The organism is Sphingomonas sp. PAMC26645, assembly GCF_004795835.1.
Classification (GTDB): Bacteria; Pseudomonadota; Alphaproteobacteria; order Sphingomonadales; family Sphingomonadaceae; genus Sphingomonas.
Window position 1 is genome coordinate 331387 of record NZ_CP039249.1, and the last position, 18730, is coordinate 350116.

Genomic DNA, 18730 nt, shown 5'->3' on the forward strand with positions numbered 1-18730 from the left:
CAACGTCGGGTATCGGACTTAAAACGGTTGACAAGATCGAAGCACCTCCGTCAATCGCGATGTTACATCATCACAGAGAAGGCAACAATTTTTGTCGACGCGTCCACGATCGATCGCCTTCGCGAGCATTTTTTTGCTGCTCGCCTGCCCCGTTACTGCCGAGGCGCAGGACAAGACCGACCGCGATCCGGAGCGCGAGGAACGACGGGTCGACGGCGAGGCCGAGACGATCGTCGTTCTCGGCACGCGCAGCACACGGGCGGATCGCACCCTGTCGTCGGACCTCGCCACCGAACGCATGTCGCAATCCAGCCGCTCGCTCGAGCGCGACCTGCTCACCGCGGCGGGGACGTACCGGCTCGGCGACGCGCTCGAACTCGTCAGCGGGGTCAGCAACCAGAACAACCGCGGCGGCTTCCTCGACAATTTCGCGATCCGCGGGTTTCTCGGCACGCCCGACGGCGGCGCCGAATATTATGTCGACGGGTTCCTCGCCAATCGTGGCCTCGCGCCGCCGGGCGATCCGGCGACGACCGAGCGGATCGAGGTGTTGAAGGGCCCGGCCGGCGCGCTGTTCGGCGACATCGATCCGGGCGGCCGCGTCAACATCGTCAGCAAGACGCCACGCTTCACACCCAGCGCGACCGCGACGTTCACCCATGGCTCGTTCGACACGCGCCGGGTCGAGATCAATGCGACCGGTCCGCTGTCCGACACGATCGCCGCGCGGATCGTCGTCGCCACCGAGGACAGCGATGGCTGGCGCGATTTCGTGCCGTTGCGCCGCCGCGTCGTCGCGCCCTCGCTGACCTGGGCGCCACGCGATGGCCTTCGGCTGACCTATGTCGGCGAGATCACGCGGTTCGATGCGCCGTTCGATCGCGGCATCCCGGCGATCGGCGGCGACGCCAACGCGCTGCCACGGTCGCGGTTCTACGGGGAGCCCGGCGACGGCACGACGCGGTTTCGCAACCAGCGTCATCAACTGACCGGCGAGGCGCGGCTCGACGACCGTATCTCGCTCAATGGCGGCGTGGCCTGGCGGACGGGATCGCTCCGCGGGTTCTCGTCCGACCAGTCGCGGCTCGTCGGCGGCCAGACGCTGTGGCGCCAGCGACGTGCGCGCGACTACACCGTCGACGACCTGTCCGCGCGGCTGGAACTGACCGGACGGTTCGGCGCGCACCGTGCCAGCGTCGGCGTGAAGGGCTATACGCTCGACTATCACGAGGGACTGTTGCGGCGGAACCCGACTGCGGCCAACCCGTATGCGATCGACGTGTTCGCGCCGGTTTACGGCGGGCAGGCGCTGCCGCTGGCGCCGTTCACGGACAATGACGAGACGCGGCGGTCCGCCACGCTGTATGCGCAGGACATGTGGGACGTGACCGATCGGTTCACGCTGACGGGTGGCGTCCGCTTCGATGCGTATCGCCAGCAGATCCACAACAACCGGACCGGCGTGGTCGGGCGAACGGTCGACGAGCCGGTGAACTTCCGGCTGGGTGGCCGATACGCGCTGAGCGACGTCTTCGCGGTCCATGCGAACTGGGGCGAAAGCTTCCTGCTCAACTCGGGCACGGGGCGCGACAACCAGGGATTCTCACCCGAACGTGGCAAGGGATACGAGATCGGCGGCACGGCCGCATTCCCGGGCGTCGACGTTGCGGTGACGTATTTCGACATCGCCAAGCGCGACATCCTGACCAACGATCCGGTCGATCCGAACTTTCTCGCGCCGGTCGGCAAGTTGTCGAGCAAGGGGATCGAGTTCGACGCCTCGGTGCGCCTCGCGAAACGCTGGCAGGTCGTCGCCAACTATGCCTGGACGCGCGCGCGGACCGACGACAGCATCTTCGCGACCGACCGCGTGCTCAACGTGCCCGAACATGCCGCGACAGTGTTCGCGATTGGGCGCTTCCTCGACGACGAGGGGCGTGGGCCATCAATTAGCGCTGGCGCCAGCTACATAGGCAAGCGGGCGGGCGCGATCGACACGAGCGGGCTCGTCCTGCCCGACTATGTGAAGGCCAAGGCGGCGGTCGAATACGCGGTCTCGCGGCGTCTGTCGGTGCGCGCCGAGGCCGACAATCTGTTCGACGCCCGGTTCGCGCAGAGTTCGTACAGCCCGGTGTGGGTCTTCCCGGGGGCACCGCGGACGGTCCGGCTGTCAGTTCGCTTGAGCCAGTGATCCGCGGCGGACTTTGCCCCGTTAGAAGAACAGTTTGCGGATGCTGAGGCGGACGGTGCGGCCGAGCGGGTCGAGATAGTCGGGCTGGTAGGTGTTGGGCACCGTGCCGGTCGCGTCGGTGACGCGCTGGCGGGTGTTGAAGACGTTATCGACCGACAGGCTGACGCGCATGCCGCGCAGCCACGGATGCGCCTTCACCCATTCGAGCCGCTGGCCGAGATCGGCGAACAGGCGAGCATTGGCGGTGGCGAGGCCGCCGAAATTGAGCGTCTCGGGCGCGGCGATCGTGCCGCCGTTGACGCGCGTGCCGGTCGCGTAGTTGGCGGAGATGCGCGCGCCGAGACCGTTGTTGGTGTATCCGGCTTGCGCCTCCAGCTCGTGACGCGCCTGCCCGCCGCTGTTGCCGATCGCGTCGCCGTTCAGCAGGTTCAGACTCGGGCCGCCGTCTGCGACGAGGACGCGATCGGTGAAGTGCCAGGTGTGGTAAACCGCGAACTGAATGCGGCCGCCGGCCTGCCCGCCGCGTCCGCCGAAGCCACGCCCGCCTCCGCCGCCGCCGCCGGGACCACCAGCGCCGGGGCCGCCCGCGCGCGGACCGTCGCCACGCGGACCATCGCCGCCTGCGCCACCGGGACGACGGGAGCCGCCCGGCGGTTGCAGGCCTTCGAACGGGTTGGGACCGGTGCCTGCACGATACGCCTCGAGCTCGCGCTGTATCTTAGACTTGAGCGGCGCCGAGAAGTTGATCCCCCAGCGCAGTTCGGAGCGATCGCTGCGCGCGAAATTGATCGGCCGGCGATCGACCTGAAGCAGGGCGCCGCCGGCGTCGCGCTGGAAGCGATCGGGGAACGCCGCCTCGATCGCCGCCGTCGCTGCGGGGAAGGCTGCAATCGGGTTGTCGACCCGGCTCTCGACATAGTTGGCGGTGATCGAGAGGTCCTTGGCGGACCAGGGCTTTATCGTCAGCCCGACTTTCTTGACGTGATTGTTGTCCGCGACCAGCCCGGGATTGCCGCCGCTGATCGTCGTGACGGTCGCGGTCTCGCCGCGCACATAGTCGAACACGCGGACGTTGGGCGTGGTGATCGACGGGTTGCCAAGCTGCTGCGCGGTCGGTGCCTCGTCGGTGTCGGTCACGGATGCGATCACGCGCACGCCTTCGATCGGCGACCAGTTCGCGCCGTAGCCGAGTGTTTGCAGCGTGCCGAAGTCCGACAGATGATCCTCGGCGAGGTTGAAGTTCGCCGACAGCGTTCCGAGGAACGGCAGCACATCCTTCGACCGGCTCGTCAGCGGCACGTCGACATTGACCTGGCCATTGACCGTGTCGCGCGACACCCGTCCCTGCGTATCGACCCCGAGGAGATTGACGGTGCGGTACGAGCGGCTTTTGAAATCGGCGGTTTCGGCACCGAGCTTGATCGTCGTCGAGACTGCGCCTGCGGGCAGCGAGAACAGGGTGCCGTTCGCGACCGCATCCAGTTCACCGGTGCTCTGTGTCGCATAGGCGCGGTTGCCGGGCAGTGCGCCGAAGTCGCTCGCGCTCAGCCGGCCGAACGGGTTCGCGGTCGGATCGCCGGCGCGGATGCGGGCAGCGAAGGCGCTCGCGTCGACGCCGGTCTCGGTGAAGGTCTGCGTGTCGCTGCGGTCGTAATTGCCCGTCACGTTCCAGCGCCACGTGCCGATATCGCCGTTGAGTGTGGTGCCGAGATGCGCGGCGATCGACGAGGTGCGCTGGGTCAGCGGCAGGACGCCGTCGTCTTCGATCGCGCGATTGACGGGCGTGGTGCTGCCGAACGGCGTCAGCGCGACGACGGGCAGGCCGTTGAGGCTGCGGCTGTCGGTCGATTCTAGGCGGCCGTTGATCGTCGCGCCGATGTTGCCGAAGATGTTGCGCGCATAGACGCTGTTCGCGGTGAAGGTGCTGGTCGCGGACTGGAGCGTGCGGAACGGCCGCTGGTCGACGACATTGCCATCCGCGCCGAGCCCGCTGTTCGCGGTCTGCTGAGGCTGGAGGATGTCGCGCTGCGATTCGGTGAGCGGCTCGCTCGACGTGTATTCGACGTGCAGGTTGAGCCGGCGATCGCGCGCGATGTTGAGCATATCAAGCGAGCCCTTGGGGGTATTGCCCCCACCCTCGGTCGCCTGCGTGTCGGCGGCCTCCGCGGTCACCGCGCGAAAGCGGCGGCGCAGGACGAAGTTCACGACCTTCTGGTCGGCACGGTAGCCGTATTTGAGCGCGACCTCCTCGGGCAGGATCTCGACGCGCTGGATCGCCTCGGTCGGGATGTCGCGAATTTCGCTGAAGCTGGAGATGCGGCGGCCGTTGAGCAGCACGACCGGCGCGCCGCCGCTGCCACGACCGCTGGTGGTCTGCGGGCTGAGTTCGTTGAGCAGGTCGGAGACCGTGCTGACGCCGTAGGACCGGATCTCTGCCTGACCCAAAGTCTGGTCTGGCGGGATATCGCCGATCACCGCGCCCGGCAGCTTGCGCGAACCCGTGACGACGATCTCCTCGGATTCGCCGCCCTCGTCCTGCTCGGGCGCTTGCGCGGCGGGTGCGGCGGCGGGGCGCGACGGTGCCTGTTGCGCGGCCACCATTGCAGGCATGCTCACTGCCAGAACCAGACCCAAACTGCGCATACCCGTTCCACCCCGATGATCGAGCATGCCGATTAGGCGGCAATTGTCGCAGGATTGTGCCGGTTCGGCGGTGCTTTCGTCACAAGCGCGGGTTATCGCGACATATGCGCTTCCATCTCCTCCAGCGGCACGCCCTTGGTCTCGGGGAAGTAGAGGAACACGGTCACGAACTGCACCGCCATCATCGCGGCGAAGAACAGGAACGGGGCGCCTGCCGACCATGCTGCAGCGATCGGGAAGACCTGCGCGATCACCGCGTTCCAGCCCCAGTGGCTCGATGACCCGATGCTCGATCCGCGCGCGCGGACGTTCTGCGGGAAGACCTCGGAGATATAGACCCAGATCACCGCGCCCGAGCCCGGCGCGAAGAACATGATGAAGACGATCAGCGACGGTAGCAGCAGCCAGTTGGGCAGCACGCCGAGCAGCGCCAGCCCGCCGACGGTGAGCGCCGCGGTCATGCCGGCCGAGCCCCAGAGCAGCAGCGTGCGACGGCCGATCCGGTCGATCAGCAGCATCCCGAGCAGCGTGAAGACCATGTTGGCGACCCCGATCATCACCGCCTGGAGATCGGGCGAAAGGCTCCCGCCGGACGCCTTGAAGATGTCGTTGAGGTAATAGAGGAACGCGTTGATACCGCTGAACTGGTTGAACATAGCGACCAGGAACGCGAGCGTGATCGGCTTGCGGTGACGCGTCCAGGAGAGCTTCGCATCGCCCTTCGGCGCATCGAGGTCCGCGCGCGCGACGTCGGGGCTCATGCCGACCAGCGCGAGCACCTGCTTCGCCTCGACGTCGCGGCCCTTGGCGAGCAGCCAGCGCGGCGAATTGGGAATGCGGAACAGCAATGCGAAGAACACCAGCGACGGCGCCGCGACGATCCCGAGCTTCCACCGCCACTCGACGTCGCCGAGATCGAGCGAACCGATGACCGCGTTCGAGACATAGGCGAGCAGGATGCCGAGGATGACCGCGAACTGGAAGCCGCCGACCATCTTGCCGCGCTGTGCCGGTGGCGCGAGCTCGGCGATATAGGCGGGCGCGAGTACCGACGAGCCGCCGATCGCGATGCCGTTGATGAAGCGGAAGCCGATGAAGCTGTGCCAGTTCCACGCCAGCGCGCAGCCAAGCGCGGTGACGACGTAGAGGAAGGCGAGCATTCGCAGCACGTTGCGGCTGCCATAGCGATCACCGAGCGTGCCCACGAACAGCGCGCCGATCAGCGTACCCCAAAGCGCGGACGACACGGTGAAGCCGAGCCACGCCTCGCTGAGCGCGAACTTCGCCTTCAGCGCGCCGGTGACGCCGGCGATCACCGCGGTATCGAAACCGAACAACAGCCCGGCAAGCGCGGCGGTGGCGACGCTCGCGATCAGGATCGTGCGGGGCTGCGCGCTCATAAGGCGCCGTCGATGGAAGGAGCGATCGTCATCACCGTGTTGTGAACGTTTTACGCGCCTTCGCAAGACCGACGCCTGCCGTTTTGGCACACGAAAACACCCGTTTCCGGTTCTTCAAAACGCATTAACGAATGCGCGCCTAGCGCTACGCCGTGAGCATGGTGCGAGGTACGCGGTGAATATCGATCACGGTCGGCGATTGGGGCCAATACGCTTTATCAGGCGCTTGGCCGGAGTCGTAGCACTCTGTCTCGGTCTGATGGCAACCCCCGCTTTGGCCGCATGTGCCGTAACGCAAACACCACCTGCAGGATCGCCACCGGTACCGCCGGTGGACCTCGGCACTTTTTCGCCAGCCGCATTGTTCTCGACCGACAAGCTTCCATCGGCGATGCCGTACGTGGCCATGACCGGATCGTTCGGCTGCAATTCCACGCCGCTGCTGGCCTTGATGAGTGGCGACAGTCTGGTCGTTACAGTCAAGTCCGGTACGGTCTACACATTGAAATCTCCTGCAGGCGCGACCGCCACTTATCTGCTGGCCGCGGACTCAGGGGGGCAAAACCAACTGGTCGCCGGCACGCCGCGAACCATCATCAACGGCACGACATCGCTGTTGACCAACACGCGCGCCGCCGTACCGCTCTACCTGAAGGCACGAAGCACGACCCCCCTCGCACCCGGCGTCTATACCGGCAGCTTCGAGGTGAAGTGGGACTGGTCGTTCTGCACGTTGCTTGGTGCCAAGGTACTCGGGCTCGACGTCTGCGTGCTCAGCGATACCGGCAGCGCAAGCGGGATCGTCAGCATGCGGATGACGGTCGCTGAAATGGGCGCCATCGTCTCGATATCGCAGAGAACCACCTGGGAGGCGTCCGCGTCGACCAACAATCCCAAGGCCATTCCCGGTTCGAAATTGCGTATGATCGTCAAGATCGCGAATCCGGACATCGTACCGCTCGATACGCTGACCGTGACGCTGCCTACCCCCGCCGGATTGCGCGTGGCGCTGGATGGCGACGGCGCGGGGTCGGGGGCGGTCGTGCAGGCTGGCGATACGACCGGCACGACCGGGCTGAAATTCAACTATGCATCGCCTTCGGACACGGGCGACGATGTCGACTTTGCCAGCGGCAACAACGTGTGGGGCTACAAGCCCGTCGCGGGCGACTTGGTGACGCAGGGACTGGTCACCGCGGTCCAGTTCAATCCGAAAGGGCCGATGGCAGCCGGCACGGCCTATACGATCTCGATTCCCTATTCGGTGAAATGATCAGGCAGGGCCAGAGCGCTCGTCCGCCGAGCGCAAGTCGGGAAGGCCCCCGACCAGTTCCATCTTGGTCGCGGTCGAGCCGACTTCGATCCCCGCCTCGCGGAACTGGCGGAGCAGCGTGAACAGCAGTTCGCTGCGCATCGGATAGGCGTCGCGTGGGCTCGCCACGTACGCGAAGCAGTTGAACTTGGCGCGGCCGGCGTCGATCGAATCGATGAACACCTTGGGCTCGGGATCGTCGAGCACCTCGTGCTTCTCCGCGAATGCCGCGAACAGCATCGTCCGCACCGCATCCAGATCCTCCTCAAGCGGCACCGAGAATTGCAGCTGGATCCGGCCGATCGGCGCGGCCAGAGTCATGTTCTGGATCGTCTTGGTGATCAGCTCCGAATTCGGCACGATCAGAGTCGAGCGGTCCGCGACCTGGATCTCGGTTGAGCGGACGTTAATGCGTTTCACGTCGCCTTCCATGTTGCCGATCCGGACGAGGTCGCCGATCTTCACCGGGCGCTCGGCGAGCAGGATCAGGCCCGAGACGAAGTTCTGCGTGATCGCCTGGAGGCCGAAGCCGATCCCCACCGACAGCGCGCCGAGCACCACGGCCAGCTTCTCCATGCCGATCCCGAGCGCGCCGAGCGCCCACAGCACCGCCGCGATGATCCCGGCGTAGCGCGCGACCATCATCACCGAATTCTGCGCGCCGGCATCCATTGCGGTGGTCGGCAGATAGCTGTTCACCAGCCAATGCTGCAGCCCGCGCATGATCGCGAGCGCGACGAACAGCACCGCGATCGAGCGCAGCACCGCGCCCGGCGAGATCGTGACCTGGCCGATCGTCACGCCGTTCGCGACCGTCCCGAACAGCTCGAACGCCGAGCCGACGCCCGCCCCGAACGGCGCCATCACCGCGCCGACTGCAAGCAGGATCAGCAGCAGCCGCAGCACTGCCGACAGCAGCACGCCGATCTGGTCGACGGTCTTGTTGTCGACCCCGAAGCCGCTGTTCGCCGACCGCCCGAGACGGTTGCCGCTCGACAGCAACGTCCGGCACGCATCGTCGGTGAAGGTCATCATCAGGTACAACGACGCACCGACGATCGTGCCCCACAGCAACCACGTCGCGACCTTCAGCGCGAAGTTCACATAGCCGATCAGCCCGGCGATCAGCGTCACGACCAGCACCAGCCAGACGAGCGTCGCGACGATCGCGAGCAGCGTGTTGCGCGCGGGCTTCGTCGGGTCGGGCAGCGCGGCGGCGCGCAACCGGCCGAGCGTTACCAGGATCGCGCCGAGCAGGACGATGTGCAGCAGCGCGACGACCGCATTGGCAGCGCTCGATGCGGGCGCGCTGATACCGATCAGCGTGTTGGTCGCGATCAGCAACTGGCCGAAGAAGATCAGCCCGGCGGCCATCCAGGTGTACGGCCGCAGCGCCTGGGACGCCGGGTCGCCGATCGGAAGCAGCCGCCACGTCGACTGGCCACGCAACAGGAGCGCGCCGCCGAGCGACGACACGAACGCGCAGAACCACGAGATCCCGACGAAGAGCGCGCCGAACCGGCTCCAGGCAGGCGAGACGAGCCCGGCCCAGCGCAGCGACGCGACGATCGCCCATGCGGCGAGGCCCGGCAGCGCGGTGCCGATCACCACCAGCCACAGCGCGTAGGCCGAGCGGCGCAGTCGACCGCCGGGCGCGTGGTTGGTCGCATAGCGCCGGCCGACGCCGTGCAGCCAGCGCCGCAACGGCACAATCAACACCAGCGCGGTCAGGATTCCGATCAGCAGGCCGGTGCCGGCGCGCATGTCGAACCGTGCGCCGAACTGGCGAACCTCGACATTGGCGAACCGCATCATTCGCGCGGTGTCGCGCGGCAGATGATCCACGATCGCCGCCCATAACGTCGGCGACAGCGGCGATCCGGTGTTTTCGGACAATTGCTGGCCGAGTTCCTCCGCCTCGGCCGCGCCGATGTCGTCGATCTGCTGCTTGGCTTCGATCCCGATGAGGCGCGCGCGCTTGATCGCGGAGTCGATCGCGGACTGGCTCTGCGCGAGGAGCTTGCGTTGCGCGCGGATCTCGGGTGCCTCGACGACGCCGGGGGTGGCGGCGCCGAGCTCGGTGACGCGCGCCTGGACGAGGGCCATCTCGGGGGTGAGCGTGCGGACGGCGTCGGCGGCTGTGGTCTGCACGGTTTGCGCGCGGGTACGGAGGGCTTGCCGCGCCTTGTCGTCGCGCGCGGCGGGGGTGGCGTCGTCGATCGCCTGGAGCTCGGTAGAGGCTTGCGTCAGGCTGGCAGCGACGGTCGCGACCTTGGGCTCGTCCTGCGCGATCGCGGGGAGCGCGGTGACTAGGAGGAGAAGCGCGGCGAGGTAACGGAGGAGGGTCATCCGGGGTGCTGTACAGCGGTGGGGCCGGAAACGGGAGGGGTGGTGGCGTTGGGCTTGGGTACCGGCACCTCTGCCTCTGTTTTCGGCAGTGCCTTAGAATGAGCGCCTGCCCCTCACACGCCCCACCCGACGACCGATGTACCACCCCGGCGAAGGCCGGGGCCCAGTTGGAAAGGTCGAAGTAACGGCGCGTCGGTTTTAGTCATCAGCCGCTCCCAACTGAGCCCCGGCCTCCGCCGGGGTGGGGTTTCTGGGGGGACACGTCCCGAGGACACGGTCGTCTCCCGCCCCTGCTTGTTCTCCCGCGAAGGCGGGAGCCCAGACTGGGTACCCGCCTTCGCGGGGAAACAAGACGTGCGGTCCGCTGCGCCATGATTGCCAGCAGGAAAGCAGCCCCTTCCCCCTCCGTCATCCCGGCGGAGGCCGGGACCCACCGTCCCGCACATTCAACTCTCTCGACCCTGCGGAACGGTGGATGCCGGAACGAGCCCGGCATGACGGGGCGGGATGGGCGTTGGCTGGGGCAGATCTGGACCGCGCGTCGTTCAGTCGAGTTCGAGGATCACCTGATCGACCGCCAAGCTATCCCCCGTCTTCGCCGCGACCGACTTCACCGTCCCTGTCTTCTCAGCGCGCAGGATGTTCTCCATCTTCATCGCCTCGACCACGGCAAGCGCCTGCCCCGCTTCGACCCTGTCGCCTGCCGCTACGTCGAGCCGCACCAGCAGCCCCGGCATCGGGCAGATCAGGAACTTCGACAGATCGGGTGCGACCTTCTCGATCAGGTGCGCGGTGTACGGTGCGACACGTGACGGCAGCACGCGGGCGACGTGGCTCGCCCCTCGCGCGGTAAGCTTGAAGCCGGCGCGGGCCTTGGCGATGCGGATCGTCAGGTGTTCGTCGCCATCCGCGCCGTGGCCGTCTGCGACCACCATGCGGTCGCCCGGCGTATATTCGAGCGCCAGGTCGAGGTCTTCGCCATCAACCATGATGCCGTCGGTCGAGACCGTCACCGCGTGGTCGATCTTGTCGATCGTCACCGACCAGTCGGCGGGCGGGCGGAGGCGCTTGCCGAGTTGGCCGTCGATGCGGCGGGCGCGGTCGGCTTCTGCCGTGGCGGCGAAGGCGGCGACCGCGGCGAGCGTCTTCAGCAGTTCGGCGTCGGCGGGCGCACCGTGGAAGCCGTCGGGATATTCCTCGGCGATGAAGCCCGTGGTCAGTGCGCCCGACAGGAAGCGCGGATGCTGCATGATCGCCGACAGGAAATCGATGTTGTTGCCCGGCCCCTCCAGCTCGAACGCGTCGAGCGCAGCGATCTGCGCGGCGATGGCGCCGTCGCGGGTGGGTGCCCAGGTGATGAGCTTGGCGATCATCGGGTCGTAGAACATGCTGACCTCGCCGCCCTCGCGGACGCCGTCGTCGACGCGGACTCGGGGTTCCGCGGACTCCGCCACCCCCTCCCCGTTAGTGCTGAGCGAAGTCGAAGCACCTTCGCTCGGGGCATGCCCTTCGACTTCGCTCAGGGCGAACGGGAGGGGCGGATTATACCGCACCAGGCGACCGATCGACGGCAGGAACCCGCGATACGGGTCCTCGGCGTACACCCGGTTCTCGATCGACCAGCCGTTGAGCTTCACGTCATCCTGCCCGAACCCGAGCGGTTCCCCGGCAGCAACCCGGATCATCAATTCGACCAGATCGAGCCCGGTAATCTCCTCGGTAACCGGATGCTCGACCTGCAGCCGGGTGTTCATCTCGAGGAAGTAGAACCCCTCCCCCGTCGTATCCGCCCCCGACACGATCAGCTCGACCGTCCCCGCGGAATAATAGCCGACCGCCTGTGCCAGTGCGACCGCCTGCTCGCCCATCGCTTTCCGCATCTTGGGCGTGACAAACGGCGACGGCGCCTCCTCGACGACCTTCTGGTGGCGGCGCTGGATCGAGCATTCGCGCTCGTTGAGGTAGACGATGTTACCGTGCTGGTCGCCGATCAGCTGGATCTCGATGTGGCGCGGCGATTCGATGAACTTCTCGATGAACACGCGGTCGTCGCCGAAGCTGGCAAGCCCCTCGCGCTTGGTCGCCTCGAAGCCTTCGCGGACGTCCTGTTCGCTGTAGGCGAGCCGCATGCCCTTGCCGCCACCGCCGGCCGACGCCTTCATCATCACCGGATAGCCGATGCCGCCGGCGATCTCGACCGCGTGATCGGTGCTGTCGATCTCGCCGAGATAGCCCGGCACGACGTTGACGCCCGCGGCCTTGGCGAGCTTCTTCGATTCGATCTTGTCGCCCATCGCGGCGATCGCGTTGGGGGGCGGGCCGACGAACGCGATCCCCGCCTCGGCGCACGCCAGCGCGAAACTCTCGCGTTCGGAGAGGAAGCCGTAACCGGGGTGGATGCAGTCCGCGCCGGTTTCCTTGGCCGCGAGCAGGATCAGCTCGGCCTTGAGATAGCTTTCCGCGGCGGGTGCCGGCCCGAGCCGGACGGACTCGTCGGCCATCAGCACATGCGGCGCGCGCGCGTCGGCATCGGAATAGACCGCGACGGTCTTGATGCCCATCGCCTTGGCGGTCCGCATGACGCGGCACGCGATCTCGCCCCGATTGGCGACCAGGATTTTCTTGAACATCACTCGCCCTAATCTGTGCCGTCTTGCCGGACGCGGTCCGGGTGCGGACTGGTTATTGGTACCAAATCATCGTCTTGAGCTGCTTCGTGCGGGCCTGCGTCAGGTCGGTCCGACACCCGGCAATCGTCATGCCCTGTGCCGAACCGCCGGCATATTGCCCGCCTTCGATCACGCACTGCGTATCGCGGAACTTGAGCCACGCACGCTGGCTCTCCAGCAGCGCGGCCGCGTAGCCGAACCCGCCGCCGCGCGACCCATCCTGCGCGTCGCGACCCTTCATATAGGCGTAGGTCCGCTTCCACTGCGCAGTCATTGCCGCATCCGCCCGAGCATAGCTCGTACCGGCGGACGCGTTCATCGTCGCCTGCGACTGCATCGGAGCAGCCGCAGTCATCAGGAGTGCAATCAGCAGCATGTCTTGGCCTCCCGCATCGGCTCCGCGCCGACCATCGGCTTCATCCCCAACTTCGCCAGCAGCGTCGCATCCGCGCTGTCGCCCGCGTTGCCGGTGGTCAGCAGCTTGTCGCCGGTGAAGATCGAGTTCGCGCCGGCCATAAAGCAGAGCGCCTGGGTCGCCTCGGACATGCTCTCGCGGCCCGCAGACAATCGCACCATGCTCAGCGGCATCGTGATGCGTGCGACGGCGACCGTCCGGACGAACTCGATATCGTCGATCTGCGCCATCGGCGTGCCAGCGAGCATGTCGCCGAGCGGCGTGCCCTTGACCGGGACCAGCGCGTTGACGGGGACGCTTTCGGGGTGACGCGGCAGCGTGGCGAGCGCGTGGACGAAGCCGACGCGGTCGCTGCGCGTCTCGCCCATCCCGACGATCCCGCCGCAGCAGACCGAAATCCCAGCGTCACGCACGTTCGCCAGCGTCTCGAGCCGGTCGCCGAAGGTCCGCGTGGTGATGACGTTGCCGTAATTCTCCGGGGAAGTGTCGATGTTGTGGTTGTAGTAATCGAGGCCGGCGTCGGCGAGCTGCTTGGCCTGGTCCGCGTCGAGCATGCCGAGCGTCATGCACGTCTCGAGCCCCATGGCGCGGACGCCCTCGACCATCGCGACGACCTTCGGCATGTCGCGCGGCTTCGGGTTGCGCCACGCGGCGCCCATGCAGAAACGCTGCGAGCCGGCGGCCTTGGCCTGCGCGGCGTCGGCGAGGACCGCGTCGACGTCCATCAGCTTTTCCGCCTTGAGACCGGAGTCGGACGAGGCGGACTGCGAACAATAGCCGCAATCCTCGGGACAGCCGCCGGTCTTGATCGACAACAAAGTGCAGAGCTGGACTTCGCCGATCGCGTGGTGCGCGCGGTGGACGGTCTGTGCGCGGAACATGAGTTCGTCGAACGGGAGGTCGAACAGCGCGGCGATTTCCGGGCGCGTCCAGTCGGTTCTAGACTCCCCTCCCGCCTGCGGGAGGGGTCGGGGGAGGGGCTGTCCGGAAGCGGCGGCGGCAGTGTTTGCGGCACTGCCCTCCCCTAGCCCCTCCCGCGAGCGGGAGGGGGACATCAGCGTAGTGGTCGTCATTCGGCGGCTTCCTCTTGCGGGGCCATGTTGTGGCCGAGGAGTTTCAACACGTCCTCGGCGGCCTGGATCAGGTTGGTGCCGGGGCCGAAGATCGCCTGGACCCCGGCATCGCGCAGCGCCTGATAGTCCTGTGCGGGGATAACGCCACCCGCGATCACCTTGATGTCCGCGCGGCCCGCCTCGCGGAGGTAGCCGATCAGCTCGGGGATCAGCGTCTTGTGGCCGGCGGCGAGTGACGAGGCACCGACGATATCGACGTCCTTTTCGAGCGCGAGCGCGGCGGCCTCGGCGGGAGTCTGGAAGAGTGGGCCGGGGACGATCTCGAAGCCCAGGTCGCCGAACATCGACGAGACGAGGTTGGCGCCGCGGTCGTGGCCGTCCTGGCCCATCTTGGCGACGAGCATGCGGGGTTTGCGGCCAAGCCGGCGCTCGGTGGCCTCGACGCCATTGGTGAGGCGGGTCCAGCGGGCATCGTCCTCGTACGCGCCGCCGTAGATGCCGGAGACGGGGGTCGGTTGCGTGCCGTAGCGGCCAAACACGTCCTCCATCGCCGACGAGATTTCGCCGAGCGTGGCGCGGGCTCGGGCACAGTCGACGGCGAGCGCGAGGAGATTGTTCTCAAATCCTCCCCGATTCGGGGAGGTGTCGGCCGAAGGCTGACGGAGGGGGGCTTCCGCGAGAGGGTCCGTTTGTGGGACGCCCCCTCCACCATCCTGCGGATGGTCCCCCTCCCCGTTCCGGGGAGGATTTCGCGCGCCTTCGCGGAGGGCATCTAACGCGGCCCGGCACGCGGCTTCGTCGCGCGTGGCCTTGACCCGCTCAATCCGTTCGATCTGGCCTGCCCGCACCGCGACGTTGTCGACGTCGAGGATCTCGATCGAGTCCTGTTCGGCGAGCTTGTACTTGTTGACGCCGACGATGACGTCCTCGCCGCGATCGACGCGCGCCTGCCGCCCAGCCGCGGCTTCCTCGATCATCGCCTTGGGCCAGCCTGCCGCGACCGCTTTCGCCATCCCGCCTTCGGACTGGATCCGCTCGATCAGGCCCCACGCGCCGTCGACCAGCGACTGCGTCAGGCTCTCGATATAATAGCTGCCGCCGAGCGGATCGACGACCTTGGTCATCCCGGTCTCTTCCTGGATCACGATCTGCGTGTTGCGCGCGATCCGTGCCGAGAAGTCGGTCGGCAGCGCGATCGCCTCGTCGAGCGCGTTCGTATGCAAGGACTGCGTGCCGCCGAGCATCGCCGCCATCGCCTCGATCGTCGTGCGCATGACGTTGTTGTACGGGTCCTGCTCGGTGAGCGAGACGCCGCTTGTCTGGCAATGCGTGCGCAGCATCTTCGAGCGCTCGTCCTGCGCACCCAATTGCGTCATCGCGCGGTGCCAGAGGACGCGCGCGGCGCGGAGCTTGGCGATCTCCATGAAGAAGTTCATGCCGATCGCGAAGAAGAAGCTCAGGCGCCCGGCGAACTTGTCGATGTCGAGCCCGGACGCGACGCCGTATTTGACGTATTCCATGCCGTCGGCGATCGTGAAGGCGAGCTCGTGGAGCTGCGTCGCCCCCGCTTCCTGCATGTGATAGCCGCTGATCGAGATGCTGTTGAACTTGGGCATCTCGCGGCTGGTGTAGCCGAAGATGTCCGAGATGATCCGCATGCTCGGCTCGGGCGGGTAGATGTAGGTGTTGCGGACCATGAACTCCTTGAGGATGTCGTTCTGGATGGTCCCGTCGAGCAGTTTCCGGTCGACGCCCTGCTCCTCGCCGGCGACGATGAAGAAGGCGAGGATCGGGATCACCGCACCGTTCATCGTCATGCTGACCGACATCTTGTCGAGCGGGATGCCGTCGAAGAGGATCTTCATGTCCTCGACCGAGTCGATCGCGACGCCGGCCTTGCCGACGTCGCCGGTGACGCGGGGGTGGTCGCTGTCGTAGCCGCGGTGGGTGGCGAGATCGAACGCTACCGACAGGCCTTTCTGGCCGGCGGCGAGGTTGCGGCGGTAGAACGCGTTCGAGGCTTCGGCGGTGGAGAAGCCGGCGTATTGGCGGATCGTCCACGGGCGACCGGCGTACATCGACGCGCGGACGCCGCGGGTGAAGGGGGCGAAGCCTGGGAGGCCGGGGTCTTCGCGCACGTCTTCCGCGGTGTAGAGCGGTTTGACGTCGATGCCTTCGGGGGTCGGCCAGGTGAGGTCGGCGCCTTTGACTTCCTTGGTAGCGGCGGCCTGCCAGTCTGCGAGGGTTGGGGCGGATTCGGGCTTGTCGGTCATGCTTAAAACACCACCCCGGCGAAGGCCGGGGCCCAATTGGAAAGGTCGAAGTAATTGAGCGCAGCACCAGCCAATGGGTCGTTGCCCAACTGGGCCCCGGCCTCCGCCGGGGTGGTGGCTATAACCGCCGGGGTGGTGTCGGAGGCGGAGGTCATTTGCCCGTGAACACCGGCTTGCGCTTCTCCAGGAACGCGCGGCCGCCCTCCATCGAGTCCGCAGACCCGCGCGCATCGCGCTGGTTGGCTGCCTCGGCCTGCATCGCGGTTGCGTAATCCGTTTCGTACGCCGCGGTAATCGCCCGGCGCATCAGTCCGAGCGCGATCGTTGGCATCGCCGCCAGTCGCTCAGCCAAGGCGAACGCCTCGGCGGCGAGCGCGTCGTCCGCGACGACCTTATGCACCATTCCCCAGTCGAGCGCCTTCGCCGCCGGCACGCGCTCACCAAGCATCATCATCTCGGTCGCCCGCGCCTTGCCGATCAGCCGCGGCAGCATCCACGACGCGCCACCGTCCGGCACCAGCCCGATATTCACGAACGCCTGGAGGAAATACGCGGTCTCGCTCGCGACGCAGAAATCGGCGGCGAGCGCGAGGCTGCAGCCGATCCCCGCCGCCGGCCCGCGCACTGCGCTCACCACCGGCACCGACAGGTCGGCGAGCGCCGTCATCGTCGGATTGTAGCTGCCGGTCAGGGCCGCGAACGTCGTCTCGCCCGGATTGTCCGAACCAAGCGCGCCACCACCGACATCAGCGCCCGAGCAGAACGCACGGCCCGCGCCCGCAATCAACACCGCCCGCGCGCCATCTAGGTCGCCCAGCGCCGCGCGCAACTCCTCGAACATCGCCGGCGGTGCGGCGTTCAGCCGGTCGGGCCGGTTGAGCGTCAGTACCAGCACGTCGCCGCGCCGTTCGCTCAGGATATGCTCGTACGCGGCCATCAGATCTCTCCTAGTGCGCGCCGGTATCGCCCGGCGTCTCCATCAATTCGACCAGCATGCCGCCGAAATCCTTAGGATGCACGAACACGATCGGCGTGCCATGCGCGCCGATCCGCGGCTCGCCCAGCACAGTCGCGCCTTTCGCCTTCAGGTCGGCGACCGCGGCGGCGATATCGGAGACCTCGAAGCAGACATGATGCTGCCCGCCTGCCGGGTTCTTGCGCAGGAAGCCTGCGATCGGCGAACTCTCGTCATACGGCTCGATCAGTTCGATCTGCGTGTTCGGCGCATCGATGAAGCACACCTTCACTCCCTGTGCCGGCAGGTCGAACGGCTCGCCGATCGCGGTCGCGCCGAGCAGCAGGCGATAAGTCTCGACCGACTTCGCGATCGACGGCGTCGCGACCCCGACATGGTTGAGGCGGCCCAGTGTCATTGCGCATCCTTCGGTGGTGGCGGCGTGGGAACGACACCTAGCGTGTAACCGCACACACCGAGCACCTGCCGAATCATCGCATCACTGGTCGGCGCGACGAAATTCGCCTGCACCGCAAAGCTCGCGCCGTTGGTGGTCTCGACCCGTACCGTCTTCGATTTTACCAGAAACGTGGTCAGCCTGGTAATCGCCTCGGGATCGGTGACGTAGGTGCCGGTGCCTGGAAACTGCCAGTTGTAAGTGAATGCTGGCCCGCCATCGAAGCGCACCGCGACGGGTTTGTCCGCGCCTGACCCGAGCGGCTGCGGCTGGATGAACTGGATCGAGACGATCGGCTCGGACGCCACGTCGCACTTTACGACGAAGCGCGACAGACCGTCATTGCCGGTGACCGATGCAGAGATGCTGCGCACGCCCGCCTGATTGGTGCGATCTGCGAGCTTCCAGGTCGGTGCAGGTGCCGCCACGGCTGCGGCTTGAAGCAGAAGAAACGCGATCATCCCTCGATCCTCCGCTGCTGGGCCGCCGCCATTGCAGCGCCTTCGATCACCCCTTCCAAGCGAGACACCCGATCGCGGAGATCACCATGCGCACCGGCAAGACCCGCGAGCCGCCCGCCAAGCTGAGCGACGTCTCGATCGAGACCATCGAGCTGATCCTTCAGCGTCAGGATCGTCTTGAAAACGCCAAATGCTTTCTCACCCGCACTCACGGCCTTCCGCCCGCCAACACCGCATCGACCACAGCGCAGGTGCGCGCGATATTCTCCCGCATCGACTGGATGGACATCTTCATGTCGTCGACAGCGGCCTCGATCTCCGGCGCGAGCAATGCCAACGCGGCTTCCTCGTCACGCGATGCCGGTGTCGCGATATACCGCATCGTCGCCTCACGCACGACGCGGCCGACGGACATGCCGCTGTTCGCCGCGAACGCATCGAGCGCGGCCTTGTGGTCGGGCGTAGTCAGAAACGTCACGCGTTCGGTCTGCATGTCACGACTCCTTCGCATGACATGATAATGTGCTTACCA

General features: G+C 66.8%; 13 protein-coding genes and 1 pseudogene. 2 read left to right on the forward strand and 12 right to left on the reverse strand.

Translation table 11 applies throughout. The features are described from left to right. Positions 1 to 91: 91 nt before the first annotated feature. Positions 92 to 2191, forward strand: coding sequence for a TonB-dependent siderophore receptor (locus E5673_RS01710; protein ID WP_247599517.1), 2100 nt, complete (start codon positions 92 to 94; stop codon positions 2189 to 2191). Positions 2192 to 2212: 21 nt separating this feature from the next. On the opposite strand, the gene E5673_RS01715 is transcribed toward E5673_RS01710, so the two are convergent. Both E5673_RS01715 and E5673_RS01720 read right to left on the reverse strand, forming a co-directional pair. After that, positions 2213 to 4801 (reverse strand): TonB-dependent receptor, encoded by a 2589-nt coding sequence (locus E5673_RS01715; protein WP_247599518.1) that lies wholly within the window; start codon positions 4799 to 4801, stop codon positions 2213 to 2215. Between the two features lie 125 nt (positions 4802 to 4926). After that, a complete protein-coding gene (locus tag E5673_RS01720) occupies positions 4927 to 6234 on the reverse strand; it encodes a sugar porter family MFS transporter (RefSeq protein ID WP_136188701.1) in 1308 nt (435 codons plus the stop codon). Between the two features lie 331 nt (positions 6235 to 6565). Here E5673_RS01720 and E5673_RS01725 point away from each other — a divergent pair, with 331 nt between their 5' ends. Continuing rightward, positions 6566 to 7507: a protein CsuE gene (locus tag E5673_RS01725; RefSeq protein WP_136188702.1), complete on the forward strand. Its 942-nt coding sequence runs from the start codon at positions 6566 to 6568 to the stop codon at positions 7505 to 7507. Here E5673_RS01725 and E5673_RS01730 read toward each other — a convergent pair whose 3' ends face one another. From E5673_RS01730 to E5673_RS01775, 10 genes and pseudogenes are all read right to left on the reverse strand, one after another. Further along, the gene (locus E5673_RS01730) at positions 7508 to 9895 is read right to left on the reverse strand and encodes a DUF3772 domain-containing protein (protein WP_136188703.1); all 2388 of its coding nucleotides are present in this window, start codon (positions 9893 to 9895) and stop codon (positions 7508 to 7510) included. A 545-nt stretch (positions 9896 to 10440) separates the two neighbouring features. Beyond that, the gene (locus E5673_RS01735; protein WP_136188704.1) at positions 10441 to 12525 is read right to left on the reverse strand and encodes an acetyl/propionyl/methylcrotonyl-CoA carboxylase subunit alpha; all 2085 of its coding nucleotides are present in this window, start codon (positions 12523 to 12525) and stop codon (positions 10441 to 10443) included. 52 nt (positions 12526 to 12577) lie between these two features. Then, positions 12578 to 12940: a lysozyme inhibitor LprI family protein gene (locus E5673_RS01740; RefSeq protein ID WP_136188705.1), complete on the reverse strand. Its 363-nt coding sequence runs from the start codon at positions 12938 to 12940 to the stop codon at positions 12578 to 12580. Continuing rightward, positions 12931 to 13920: pseudogene (gene bioB / locus E5673_RS01745) on the reverse strand (biotin synthase BioB); the annotation flags it as partial. The gene E5673_RS01740 and the pseudogene bioB, both read right to left, overlap by 10 nt. 128 nt (positions 13921 to 14048) lie before the next feature. After that, entirely contained in the window at positions 14049 to 16325 is a 2277-nt protein-coding gene (gene scpA / locus E5673_RS01750) for a methylmalonyl-CoA mutase (protein WP_136188706.1), read from the reverse strand. 151 nt (positions 16326 to 16476) lie between these two features. Then, positions 16477 to 17262, reverse strand: a complete 786-nt coding sequence (locus tag E5673_RS01755; RefSeq protein ID WP_136188707.1) for an enoyl-CoA hydratase-related protein — start codon at positions 17260 to 17262, stop codon at positions 16477 to 16479. Positions 17263 to 17272: 10 nt separating this feature from the next. Then, positions 17273 to 17698 (reverse strand): methylmalonyl-CoA epimerase, encoded by a 426-nt coding sequence (gene mce, locus E5673_RS01760; RefSeq protein WP_136188708.1) that lies wholly within the window; start codon positions 17696 to 17698, stop codon positions 17273 to 17275. Beyond that, complete coding sequence (locus tag E5673_RS01765; RefSeq protein WP_136188709.1) at positions 17695 to 18198, reverse strand: hypothetical protein; 504 nt, start codon at positions 18196 to 18198, stop codon at positions 17695 to 17697. Before E5673_RS01765 ends, mce begins: the two co-directional genes overlap by 4 nt. Beyond that, entirely contained in the window at positions 18195 to 18410 is a 216-nt protein-coding gene (locus E5673_RS01770; RefSeq protein WP_133020237.1) for a hypothetical protein, read from the reverse strand. The genes E5673_RS01765 and E5673_RS01770 overlap by 4 nt, the downstream gene beginning before the upstream one ends. Continuing rightward, complete coding sequence (locus tag E5673_RS01775; protein WP_136188710.1) at positions 18407 to 18691, reverse strand: hypothetical protein; 285 nt, start codon at positions 18689 to 18691, stop codon at positions 18407 to 18409. The genes E5673_RS01770 and E5673_RS01775 overlap by 4 nt, the downstream gene beginning before the upstream one ends. Positions 18692 to 18730 lie beyond the last annotated feature (39 nt).

Coding starts and splice junctions, on each gene's coding strand:
- E5673_RS01715 (WP_247599518.1), bottom strand. CDS start 4,801: ATGCCTGCAATGGTGGCCGCGCAACAGGCACCGTCGCGCCCCGCCGCC.
- E5673_RS01735 (WP_136188704.1), bottom strand. CDS start 12,525: ATGTTCAAGAAAATCCTGGTCGCCAATCGGGGCGAGATCGCGTGCCGC.
- E5673_RS01720 (WP_136188701.1), bottom strand. CDS start 6,234: ATGAGCGCGCAGCCCCGCACGATCCTGATCGCGAGCGTCGCCACCGCC.
- E5673_RS01755 (WP_136188707.1), bottom strand. CDS start 17,262: ATGGCCGCGTACGAGCATATCCTGAGCGAACGGCGCGGCGACGTGCTG.
- E5673_RS01740 (WP_136188705.1), bottom strand. CDS start 12,940: ATGCTGCTGATTGCACTCCTGATGACTGCGGCTGCTCCGATGCAGTCG.
- scpA (WP_136188706.1), bottom strand. CDS start 16,325: ATGACCGACAAGCCCGAATCCGCCCCAACCCTCGCAGACTGGCAGGCC.
- E5673_RS01765 (WP_136188709.1), bottom strand. CDS start 18,198: ATGATCGCGTTTCTTCTGCTTCAAGCCGCAGCCGTGGCGGCACCTGCA.
- E5673_RS01730 (WP_136188703.1), bottom strand. CDS start 9,895: ATGACCCTCCTCCGTTACCTCGCCGCGCTTCTCCTCCTAGTCACCGCG.
- mce (WP_136188708.1), bottom strand. CDS start 17,698: ATGACACTGGGCCGCCTCAACCATGTCGGGGTCGCGACGCCGTCGATC.
- E5673_RS01775 (WP_136188710.1), bottom strand. CDS start 18,691: ATGCAGACCGAACGCGTGACGTTTCTGACTACGCCCGACCACAAGGCC.